Origin of the sequence: Actinokineospora pegani (assembly GCF_009745975.1) — a bacterium.
Classification (GTDB): Bacteria; Actinomycetota; Actinomycetes; order Mycobacteriales; family Pseudonocardiaceae; genus Actinokineospora; species Actinokineospora pegani.
Map to the genome: position 1 here is coordinate 1 of NZ_WHOL01000110.1, position 11,029 is coordinate 11,029.

7 protein-coding genes and 2 pseudogenes are annotated in these 11,029 nt (G+C 74.7%); 5 read left to right on the forward strand and 4 right to left on the reverse strand.

Annotated elements, in window-relative coordinates:
* Position 1: 1 nt before the first annotated feature.
* From GCL84_RS22035 to GCL84_RS22045, 4 genes and pseudogenes are all read left to right on the forward strand, one after another.
* Positions 2-280 (forward strand): annotated as a pseudogene (locus GCL84_RS22035) (transposase); the annotation flags it as partial.
* 221 nt (positions 281-501) lie between these two features.
* Positions 502-656 (forward strand): annotated as a pseudogene (locus tag GCL84_RS31130) (IS30 family transposase); the annotation flags it as partial.
* Between the two features lie 171 nt (positions 657-827).
* Positions 828-1,313, forward strand: coding sequence for a TetR/AcrR family transcriptional regulator (locus tag GCL84_RS22040; RefSeq protein WP_235926571.1), 486 nt, complete (start codon positions 828-830; stop codon positions 1,311-1,313).
* Between the two features lie 172 nt (positions 1,314-1,485).
* Positions 1,486-2,790 (forward strand): lytic transglycosylase domain-containing protein, encoded by a 1,305-nt coding sequence (locus GCL84_RS22045; protein ID WP_156757439.1) that lies wholly within the window; start codon positions 1,486-1,488, stop codon positions 2,788-2,790.
* Between the two features lie 41 nt (positions 2,791-2,831).
* Here the strand turns inward: GCL84_RS22045 and GCL84_RS22050 are convergent, their stop codons facing one another.
* The 3 genes from GCL84_RS22050 to GCL84_RS22060 all read right to left on the reverse strand — a co-directional run bounded on the left by GCL84_RS22050 (position 2,832) and on the right by GCL84_RS22060 (position 7,007).
* A complete protein-coding gene (locus GCL84_RS22050) occupies positions 2,832-4,433 on the reverse strand; it encodes a PucR family transcriptional regulator (protein ID WP_156757440.1) in 1,602 nt (533 codons plus the stop codon).
* A gap of 544 nt (positions 4,434-4,977) precedes the next feature.
* Positions 4,978-5,601, reverse strand: a complete 624-nt coding sequence (locus GCL84_RS22055) for a response regulator transcription factor (protein ID WP_156757441.1) — start codon at positions 5,599-5,601, stop codon at positions 4,978-4,980.
* Positions 5,602-5,717: 116 nt separating this feature from the next.
* Positions 5,718-7,007: a COG1470 family protein gene (locus tag GCL84_RS22060; protein ID WP_156757442.1), complete on the reverse strand. Its 1,290-nt coding sequence runs from the start codon at positions 7,005-7,007 to the stop codon at positions 5,718-5,720.
* Positions 7,008-7,200: 193 nt separating this feature from the next.
* Here GCL84_RS22060 and GCL84_RS30720 point away from each other — a divergent pair, with 193 nt between their 5' ends.
* A complete protein-coding gene (locus GCL84_RS30720; RefSeq protein WP_156757443.1) occupies positions 7,201-9,954 on the forward strand; it encodes a BTAD domain-containing putative transcriptional regulator in 2,754 nt (917 codons plus the stop codon).
* A gap of 66 nt (positions 9,955-10,020) precedes the next feature.
* Here the strand turns inward: GCL84_RS30720 and GCL84_RS22070 are convergent.
* Positions 10,021-11,029: NADase-type glycan-binding domain-containing protein (locus GCL84_RS22070; protein ID WP_207710097.1), on the reverse strand; the 1,009-nt coding region annotated here is incomplete at its 5' end.

An 11,029-nucleotide genomic window follows, 5' to 3' on the forward strand; every position in this document is an offset into this window, starting at 1 on the left:
GGTGCGTCAGCGGGCGGTGCGGCTGGTTGCGGAGCATCGGGAGGAGTACCCGTCGTGGTGGGCGGCGGTGTGCTCGATCGCGCCGAAGTTCGGGGTGACTCCGGAGACGCTGCGCAAGTGGATCAGGCAGGCCGAGGTCGACCACGGCGCCCGTCCGGGGACCACGACGGTGGAGTCCGCTGAGCTCAAGCGCCTCAAGCGTGAGGTGGCGGAGCTCAAGCGCGCCAACGAGATTCTTCGGTCGGCGGCGACCTTCTTCGCGGCGGAGCTCGACCGCCCCACGCAACGGTGATCGACTACATCGACCGCCACAAACAGGAGTTCGGGGTCGAGCCGATCTGTCGCGTCCTGCGCCAGGCTGATGACACAGTGGAGCGGAGGACGGGAGACCATACCCGGCCGCCAGCTGACCCACTGCTGGGCCGGGCCCGCGCGGGCCCGGCCCAGCAGCACCAACGGAAGGCACTGATGACCACCGCACTCGACACCGCGACCCGCCCCGAGTATCTACCCAGAGGTATCGAGATCACCAGCGACCCGACCTACCTCGCCGCGATCGCCGCGGAGATCAACGACGGACCCGTAAGATCTATGACTGGAAGAAGCCGAGCGAGGTATTCACCGAACTCCTCGATGTAGATGCTTCCACCGCCTGAACTCGCCCTCGCACGCCGGGTACACCGGGGCGTTCGCGTTCACCGTCTCCCCGGACCTGTCGCCCAACGTGGTCCAGGAACCGATGGTGACCGACCGCGGCACCGGCCCGATCACCGCCGCGCCGACCGCCCGCCGCACCCCGGCCGAAGTGGCTCTGGTTGGCTGACGCGGTGCCTGTACGTGACCGAGTTGTGCGCGCGGCCATCACCCTGTTCGCGCGCAAGGGCTTCGACGCCACCCCCGTCCGCGAGATCGCCGACGCGGCGGGGGTGACGACGGGAGCCCTCTACCACTACTTCGCCACCAAGGAGGACCTGCTCGTCGAGGTCTACCAGCAGATGCAGGCCGGGCAGCGGCTGCGCATGGAGGCCATCGCCGACTCCGACCTGCCGCTGCGCGAGAAGCTGCACGCCATCATCAGCGACGTGGTGGAGTCGACGATCGCGGATCTGGACGAGGCGGTGGTCTTCTTCCAGCCCTTCCACCTGCTGTCCCCCCGGGTGCACGAGATGGTCCGCGCCGAGCGCCGCGGCTACCACTACCGAGTGAAGGCCCTGATCGAGGAGGGGCAGCGGGACGGGACGTTCCGGGCCGACGTTCCAACGACACTGGCGGTCAGCTACCACTTCGGCGCGGTCCACCAGCTCGGTCTGTAGTGCCAGCCGGACGGTCCGCTCAGCGCGGAAGAGGTGGCGCGCCACTTCGCGGACCTCACCCTGAGCAGCCTGACCCGCTGAGGAACCCCGAGGGGCGGAAAGGGTTGCCCCGAAGGGCAGGAAAGCGTTGGCGGGCCCCGGGAACGGGGCCCGCGGTGCTCTACTCGGGGACATGACCCGAACAACCGAGCCCGCCACGGTGCCGCCCACCGCGACCACCCGGGGACCGCGCGCGGTGCCGCGCACGGCCGCCGTGATCGCGGCGCTGCTCACCACGTCGGCGATCGGGACGGCCGGGTCGCCCGGTGTGCAGGCGCGGCAGGGTGCCTACGGCGATCCGGCCCCGGTCCGGCCGCGCATCGTCGACGGCGTGCCCGACCCCGCCCCCGTCCCCGGGGCGGACGGCGGCACCCCGCCGACCGCGGCACCCCCGGTCGTGCCGGTGGTCGAGCGCACCGCGCCCGGCGGCGGGACCGTCGTGGACCGGCCCGCGTCGGTCTCGGGCATCCCGGCCGCCGTGCTGGCCGCCTACCAGCGGGCCGCGCTCGCGCTGGCCGCTTCGCAGCCGGGGTGCGGGGTGACGGTGCCCCTGCTGGCCGCCATCGGGAAGGTGGAATCCGGGCACGCCCGCGGCGGCCAGGTCGACGCGGGCGGCAGCACGGTCCAGGCGATCCTGGGACCGCGGCTCGACGGCGCACCGGGCGTCGCCGCCATCGGCGACACCGACCTGGGCAGGCTGGACGGCGACGTGCGCTGGGACCGGGCGGTCGGCCCGATGCAGTTCATCCCCAGCACCTGGGCCAGGTGGGCCACCGACGGCAACGGGGACGGGGTCGCCAGCCCGCACAACATCCACGACGCGGCCACCGCGGCGGGCCGCTACCTGTGCGCGGACGGGCGCGACCTGCGCACCGGGGCGGGCCTGGACTCGGCGGTGCTCAGCTACAACCACTCCACCGCCTACCTGCGACTGGTCCGGTCGTGGATGGCCGCCTACGCGGGCGGCGTCACCGCGGTGGCACCGACGACCCCGGGCGCGACCGCCCCCGGGGGAACCCCGGCGCCCGGTGGCGGCGGTGTGGCCGCACTGCCCGCACCACCGCAGACGATCCCCGCTCCCCCGGAAGCGCCCGGCACCACACCGCCCGCCACCGGCCCGACATCGCTCCCGCCCGGCACACCGGTGCCCGCACCGGCACCTCCCGGCACCTCGCAGCCCGGAACGCCCCGTCCGCAGCCGCCCACCGCGCCGCCCACCGCGCCGCCCGCACCGGCACCGCCCCAGCCGCTGCCGCCGGTGGCCGGGGTGCCCCAGGTGGTCGGTGGTGTGGTGCAGGGCGTGGTCGGCACCGTGGGCCAGGTGCTGGTGGACCCGGTGACCGGGCTGGCGTGCGTGCTCGTCCCGGTGACCGGCCTGCTCGGCGGCCTCCTCGGCCTGCCCGCCCCCGCACCCGCCTGCACCCCCACCACCCCGTGACCGCCGCGGGGGTCAGCGGCCCACCGCTGGCGTGACCCGGCTCAGGACGCGACGTCCTCGCCCGCCCGGTGCACCATCCCGGTCTGCACCAGCCGGGTGGCCAGGTGCAGCGCCAACCGCTCGTCCGGGTCGGTGAAGTCCACGGTCAGCAGGGTCCGGATGCGGTCGAGCCGTTGCAGCACGGTGTTGCGGTGCACACCGAGCACCGCGGCGGTCGCGGTGGCGGAGGACTTGTTGTCCAGGTAGGAGGACAGGGTGTGCAGGAGCTGCCCCGAGGCGTCCGCGGCGAGCGGGCCGAGCAACTGGTGCGCGAGGTCCTGCTGCACCCCCGTCATGTACCTGTTGGACAGCAGGCGCTTCACGTCGTTCGCACCGATGTGCTCCACCGCGCCCGCGACGTCGCGGGCACCGGCGAGCACACTCGCCCGCCGGGCCTCGCGCAGCGAGTCGCGCAGCCCGGCGGTGCCCTCCGCCGCGGAGCCGATGCCCGCGCACAGCCGCAGTTCGGGGCAGTCGTGCTCGGCGGCGAGCAAGGCGCGGCGGACCGCGCCGATCAGGTCGGCCTGCGCCTGCGGGCCGGGGAGGACGGGGGAGGTGGTCCACAGTGACCACCCGTCGGCGTACGGGATGGGTTCGGCGCAGACGCCCCGGGCGGCCAGGTGCTCGCGCAGCCGGTCGCGGACGACCGCGCTCGAGGTCTGCCCGGCGCGGAAGCGCACGTGCACGCCGCTGTGCCAGCCGCCGAGCCGCCAGCCCGCCGCGGTGGCCTGTTCCAGCACCGGCAGCCGCGGTGCGCCCGCCTCCTCCAGCAGCCGGGTCAGCAGCGCCTCCAGGCGCCTGCCCCGGCGCTCCAGGTCGACCGCGGCGGTGGCGAAGTGCGCGACGAACGCCCACGCGGCCACGCCGAGGGCCTGGGTGACCACGCGCACGTGCGCCGCGGGCGACACCGGGACCTCCGCCGCCAGCCACAGGTTCGCCGGGCTGTCCGGGGTGGAGTGCACCGGTTGCAGGAGCAGCAGCGCGTCCGGCCCGGCCGCGCACACCCAGGGCAGCGGGCGGGCGGCGGCGAGCCGGGCGGCGGTGGGGGCGGTGAGCGGCAGCAGCGCCGGGCGCAGGTCCCCGGCCACCACCCGGCCCGTCGGGTCGATGAGGCCGACCGGGTGGTGCAGCGCCGTCGCCAGCAGCCGCACCATCTCCCCCGGGTCCGACGGGGCCGCGCGCAGCCGGTGCGCGACGAGGCCGACGAGCCCGCTGTCGGTGGATTCCGGGGCGCGCACGTAGTGGTCCATGGCGGGCACCAGTCGGTTGGGTTCGGCGTGGTCGACCAGGACCAGCGCCACCCCGGACCGCTCGGCGAGCGACCGGGTGGCCTGGGGCAGCGGGTGCGGCGGCCGTTGCAACAGCAGACCGGTGGCGCCCCGTTCGGCGGCGAGCCGGATCGCCAGGTCGGTGTCGACGTCCTCGGCGCGCAGCTGGGTGCGGCCGAACACGACGAGGGAGGCGGGGGTCACCTCCGCCACCGCGGCCGCGGCCGGTGCCGCGGTGACCGAGTCGACGAGCGTCTCGAGCGAGCGCTCGGAGGCGAAAACGGTCTGGTCGCTGAAGAATCCGACGGACAGCAGGCGACTGAGCGCAACGGACATTGTCTGGGTCTCCTCAGTTCCGCACAACGCAGGCGGTGCACTCACCGGTGTGCCGCCTTCTCATCGACCGCGCGCCCGGTTGGGACGCGATCCCCCGACCCCGTTCGGAGTCCGCGGGCGACGCTGCCGGGCGGTCTCCGTCCCTGTTCACCATGACAACGACGATCACCGACCCGGTGGTACGGTCCGTTCAGGTGTCACCCGATCGGACGATTCACCAAAGAGGGCAAGCACCTTGGCCCGGTATGCCTTCCATAGTGGTCAGGACCGTGCGAGGCCCGCTCGGTTTCATCCTGTTCGCGCTGGTTGATCCGGATGTGGACCCTCCGGGCACGCACCGGCGCCGAGCCGAGATCAACTTGTGATCATTTCCACCGTTGGTGACCGGTGTCCCCGCCCGGTGGTCGAGGTCATAGTGCGAGTGCGCAAATCGGCGATGAACCCACCCGATCGGGAAATAACCAACACCGAACCCGGTGTGGGCAGACGGGTACCGGCCGCGGGCGCTCGCGCGCCGCGGCCGGGATCGGGAGCGGACCTCGGCTCAGATCATCCCCTCGCGCAGGGCGAAGGCGACCGCGTGCACCCGGTTGCGCAACTGGAACCGGTTCACCACGTCGTGCAGCGTGTTCTTGATGGTGCGCTCCGAATAGGACAGTTCATGGGCGATCTCGCGCACCTCCATGCCCTGCGAGATCAGCCGCAGCACCGACGCCTCCCGGTCCGACAGCCCGGTGAGCCGCAGGCCCCTGGGCGCGAGCACCTGGTTCTGCAACCGGTTGACCTGGTCGAGCAGCCTGCCCAGCAGCTTGGGCGAGAGCACCCCGCCCATGCTCGCGGCGTGCCCGATCGCGGCCACCAGCCGCTCCGGGGTGGCCTCCGCGCGCGGGACGATGCCGCAGGCGCCCGCCTCGATCGCGGCCAGCAGCGCGCCGTCGTCGATCAGCGCGAGCACCATGACCACCTGGCGCACCCCCTGACCGCGCAGTTCTCGCACCAGGGCCAGCGCGGCGTCGTCCACGACATCGCTGACCACCACGCTGACCACCCCGGGCTCCTGGGCCGGGTGGGCGACGAGGAGCAGTTCCGGCCGCGACCGCAGTTGCGAGTCCACCCCGGTCCGCAGGATCGGGTCGATGGCGGTGACGTGGACAGGGATGCGGTTCATCTCGTCGCCCCTCGGGTCGGTGCTGCGCTGTGCCGATCACCACTGTGCGCGGTGGGCTCAACACCGGCTCAACACGGCGCAACGGCGGCTCAACACGGCCGCCCGACCCGGTGCGGCTACCGCACCAGCGCGGCGGTGAACACCCCCTGCGGTGTGCACGGGTCGCGCTCGTTGCCGCAGGACACGGCCAGCACGAGCGATTCACCGGGGGCGACCAGCGGTGGGTTGTCCGGGCGGAACAGCAGCCCGTCGCCGCCGTCGCGGTCGACCGCGGCCAGGTCGACGGTGCCCACGACGGCGCCGTCGTGCCGGATCTGGACCTGCCCGACGTCCGCGGCCGGGTTGCGCAGCAGCACCGAGGTCACCCGGTGGCGCGGGCCGTCGGGGACCACGTAGGAGAACAGCTGCGGGCCGCCGCCGACGCCGGGGTAGGCCTGCGCGCCGATGGTGAACGTCGTGGTGACCGGGGCGGGGGCGGGCGTCGTCCGGCCGGTGGTGGCCGCGGACCCGGCCCCGCCGACCCGGGCGGGCGGTGGCGCGGGGGCGGCGGTCGTGGGCGCCGGGGCGGACGACGGCGGCGGCGGGGCGGTGCTGCTCGGGGTGGCCGTCGTGCTCGGCGGCGGGGCGGTGGACGACGGGATGGGTGCGCGCCCCACCAGCGACAGCGGTCGCTGGCGCAGGATGGTGGTGATCAGGATGACCAGGACCAGCAGCAGCGCCAGCAGGATCGCGAACAGCCGGACGAACCGGCGCGGCAGCAGCGCGGCCTGGTCGAGGGCGGCCTCGACCTCGATCGGCGCGCCGTCGGGGCCCAGGACGCGGATGGTGAACGGCAGCAGCCGGTTCTCCCCGCGCCAGAAGTACTTCTTCGGCTTGGCCACCACCCGGACGAAGGTCGCGGTGCCGGGTTCGACCCGGGGCGCCCGCGGCTTGACCTTGAAGGTGAGCCTGCTGTCGGCGTCGGTGGCGCTCACCTCGACGCCGTGGCTGTGGTTGCCCAGGTTGTCCACCGCGAGGGTGTGCTTGCCGGTGCGCCTGCTGGTGGAGGTCACCGGCACCACCGCGGCCTCGACCTCGGTGAACTGGTCGAGGGTGAGCAGCCCCTCCTGCACGACCGAACCGGCCGGGTCCTCCCGCGAGGCGACCATCAGCGCGAAGGCGTGCTCCCCGGCGAGCACCTCCGGCGAGCGCGGCGGGGTGAAGGTCAGCTCGACGCTGACCTCCTGCTGCGGCATCAGGTTGACCCTGGCCGGCTTGACCTCGGTCCAGTCGACGACGTCGCCGCGCACGGTGAAGGCGAACTGGTCGACCACCGCAGAGTTGTTGCGGATGAGCACGTGGCACCGCGCGGCGCCGCCGGGGGCCACGGTCACCTGGGTGGTGCGGAGCACCGCGCTGACGGCCATGGGGCAATCGTGGTGGGTGCGGCCGGGGCCGCGCACCGGCGCGGGGGCCGTCCGCACGGGCGGTGAATGGTGGCCGCACGGGCAACCGGCTGCGCCGAATGGTGGCACGGGCTGTGCGGGTTGCCCTGTCGGGCACCCCCCGGTGGGCGCTTTGTCCGCTGACACCGGCCGCGTCGGCGTCCACACTGCCCGCGTGTCCCCGCAGCAGAGCACCTCAGCGCGTGTCCCTTCCCGGTCCACCGAGGCGGGGACGCTGCGTCGGGAGCGCCTGCTCGCCCGGCTGGCCGCGGTGGCCGACGCCCGGCTGCGGGTGCTCCTCGGCCCGGCCGGGTCGGGCAAGTCGGTGCTGCTGCGCCAACTCGCCGCCACCGTGCCGGAACCGCTGCCGGTACGCGCAGGGGCCGGGGACGCCGACCTGTTGGCGGGTTTGGGTTCGGTGCTGGACTGCGCACCCGAAGTGGACGCGGTGCTGACCGCGTTCGACCGCCTCGGGCACGAGGTGACCCTGCTGGTCGACGACGCGCACCCGCGCACCGGCAGCGCCGCGCTGACCCGGCTGGTGCGCGAGGCGCCCGCCGGGGTGCGGTTCGTGGTGGCCACCCGGGACGAGCGGGCGGGGTGGGCGACGGACGTGCCCGGCGCCGTGCACTGGTTCGGCTACGCCGACCTGCGGTTGCGCACCTGGGACGTGGAGGAGCTGTTCTCCTCGGTCTACGGCGTCGCGCTGGGGCCGGAGGAGGCGGCGGCGCTGTGCGCGCGGATCGAAGGGCTGCCGGTGGCGGCCCGGCTGCTGCACGTCGACACCGTGCTGCTGGGGGCGCGGGAACGGGCGGCGGCGTTCGCCGAGCCGCTGGCGGGGTCGCGGCAGCTGACGGGCTGGCTGAGCAGGGAGGTGCTCGGACCGCTGCCGCCGGAGGTGCACGAGTTCATGGTGGGCGTCAGCCCGCTGGGCGTGCTCGACGGCCCGCTGTGCGACGCCCTGCTGGACCGGCGCGACAGCGGCGCGGTGCTGGCCGACCTGGCCGCCGGGCAGGCGCTGACCCTGCCGGTGCCCGGGGGCGTGCGGGCCTACCGGTTCCACACCCTGCTCCAGCAGCACCTGGAGGGCGAACTGGTCGAGCGCCGGGGCAGGCACCTGGCCCGGCAGGACCACCACAGCGCCGCGGGCCACCTGGCCACCGCGGGCCACTGGGCCGAGGCCTACCGCGGCTACGCCCGCGCCGAGGACTGGGTGGCCGCGGCGGAGGTGCGGCACCGGGCCAGGGCTCGGGTGGGCGGGCTGCGCGCGGCGGCCTCGGTGCCGCACACCCTGCTCGACGACGACCCGTGGGTGGCGCTGGCCGAGGCGCGGCGCCTGCGCGGGGAGGGCAGGCTCGCCGAGTCCTACGACCGCTACCTGCACGCCGAGGACCGGCTGTCCAACCCGGGGCTGCGCTGGCAGTGCTCGCTGGAGCGCTCCGGGGTGGCCAGGTGGATCCCCGGCGGGGAGGGCGAGCGCGACGGGGACCCGCTGGTGGACGACATGTCCGCGCACGTGGCGGCGGCGGTGCGCGGCAGACCGGTGAAGCTGCTGGCCAGGACCGTGCCCGCGACGAGCCCGGAGTGGGACCTGAGCCGGGCGGTGGCGGCGATGCTGGACGGCAGGCCGCGGCTGGCCGCCGAGCTGGCCGAACCGCTGGGCACCGGCCGCGGGTTCGTCGCGCTGGCCGCCCGGCTGCTGGTGGCGGTGCTGGCGGCCTCGACCGCGGGCCGGGTCACCACTGAGGAGTTCGCCGCGCTGAGCGCCAACGCCCAGGACGCCGGGTGGCTCTGGCTGGCCAGGGTGGCCAGGGCGGGCGCGGCCCTGCTCGACCCGGACGCGTGCGCCGACGCCGCCGCGGTCCTCGACGAGTGCCGGGAGGTCGGCGACGAGTGGGGCGCCCTGCTGACCGGCTACGTGCTGGCGGTGGGCCTGGTCCGCGCCGGGCACGACGAGGCGGTGGACGTCCTCACCGCCACCGCGGCCAGGGCCGCGCGGCTGGGGGCGCGGGTGCCGGAGACGTGGCTGCGGGTGCTGCTGGCCGACGAATTGGGCCGCCGGGGCGACCCGGCCGCGGCCGCAGAGCGGGAGCGGACCGACGCGCTGGTGGCCTCGACGGCGGTGGAGCGGGCCGGGCGGCAGGGCGCCGCCGCCGTGTACGCGCTGCGCACCCCGGCCGTCCCCGCGGGACCCGCGCTCGCGGTCGTCCCCGAACCGGTCGAGCCGGTGCCGCCGGTCGTGGTGCGCTGCCTGGGTTCCTACGCACTGGTCGTGGCGGGCACCCCGGTGGACCTCGACGTGCTGCGCGCGCAGGCCCGCCGGGTGCTGCGGGTGCTGTCGATGCACTACGGGCAACCGCTGCACGAGGAGCGGCTGGTGGCGGCGCTGTGGCCGGACGCGCCGCTCAAGCAGGCCAAGCACCGGCTCCAGGTGGCGATCTCCAGCCTGCGCGCGCTGCTGCGCCAGCACGCGGTGGACGGGTTCGGCATCCTGCGCCACGGCAGCACCTACCTGCTGGCGCTGCCCCAGGGCAGCTCGGTGGACGTGGTCGACTTCGCCGAGGCGGTGCGCGACTGGCGGGAGAGCAGGCGCACCCGCGACCTGCCCGCAATGGTCGAGCGCGGTCACCGGGTGCTCGACCTCTACCGCGGTGAGCTGCTCAGCGAGGAGGGCGCGACCGAGTGGGTGCTGGCCAAGCGGGAGAGCCTGCGCGGCGAGGCCGCCGGGGTCGCGGTCGCGCTGGCCGGGTGGGAGATGCAGCGCGGGGACCTGACCGCCGCGATCGAGGTGTGCGAGCGGGCGCTGCGCATCGACGAGCTGGACCACCGGCTGTGGTCGCTGCTGGCCGAGGCCCGCAGCCGCGCCGGGAACGTCGCGGCGGCCCGGCGCGGCCAGCAGGCGTACCGCACCCTGCTCGCGGAGGGCTGACGGGGGCACCCGGTCGGCCGGGTCGGCCGGGTCGACCACTCGACCGCGCCGACCGGGTGCGCCGGATCACTTGAGGGCGAAGAACTCCACCTCGCTGATCGCCACCGTCTGCCGCTTAGTGCCGCTGTAGGTGTCGACCACCTCGACGGTCACCGAGGAGACCAGGGTGGTGTTCTTGAGGTCGATCGTCTGCCCCCGGGAACTGTCCTGGGGCAACACGTTCTCGCTCTTGCCGGTGTTGTAGGTCAGCCGCAGGATCGAGGGGCGACCATCCTCGGTGAACGACTCGCTCGCTCCCGAGTGGAGGATGATGCTGCGCAGCAGGTAGCTCTCACCGAAGGTGAAGACCACCTTGGGCCGGGCACCGCCGAGCTGCGCGGCCCAGAACGTGTTGTCGTAGGTGTCCACGAGCATCCCGGGCGGGTGGTCGGCGATGGCCGTCGGCGAGGACACGGTGGTGGGCCGGATCGGGTCGAGGGTGGGCGCGACCTTGCGGTACAGGGCGCGCACGTTGTCGATGACGGTCGCGCGGAACGGCGGGTACACCGCGTAGACGAGACCGAGCACCACCGCGACGACCACCAGGCTCGTGCGCAGCCTGCGCAGCGACAGCGTCGCCAGCCAGTTGCGGTGCTCCCGGGTGCCCTTGGCGCCGGGGCGGGTGCCCGCGGGGTGCCGCTTGGGCTTGCGCCGGAACAGCCTGCGCCACCAGGCGAGCCGGACCACACCGGCGTCGGCCAGCGACTCACCGCAACGGCTGCAGAAGTTGCGGGTGGGGGCGTTGCCCTCGCCGCAGACCGCGCACACCAGGTCGTCGGGTTCGAGCCTGCGGGTCGGCTTGGTGCGCACGATCGCCCGGGTCTTCTTGACCGCGGGCGCGGGCGCCAGCTCGGGCGGCTCCTCCGGCCGCGCCTCGGCGACCCCGGTGACCGACAGCGCCAGCGCGGCCACCAGCTCCGGGTCGGTCACGGGTCGCGCGGGTTCCGACTCGGCCGCGGACGGCTTGGCCCCGGGCGGTGGCGCCATCTTCGCACCGGGCGGCGGGGGCGGGGCGCCGCCGCCTCCGGCAGCACCA

Coding starts and splice junctions, on each gene's coding strand:
- GCL84_RS22060 (WP_156757442.1), bottom strand. CDS start 7,007: ATGGCCGTCAGCGCGGTGCTCCGCACCACCCAGGTGACCGTGGCCCCC.
- GCL84_RS22055 (WP_156757441.1), bottom strand. CDS start 5,601: ATGAACCGCATCCCTGTCCACGTCACCGCCATCGACCCGATCCTGCGG.
- GCL84_RS22045 (WP_156757439.1), top strand. CDS start 1,486: ATGACCCGAACAACCGAGCCCGCCACGGTGCCGCCCACCGCGACCACC.
- GCL84_RS22050 (WP_156757440.1), bottom strand. CDS start 4,433: ATGTCCGTTGCGCTCAGTCGCCTGCTGTCCGTCGGATTCTTCAGCGAC.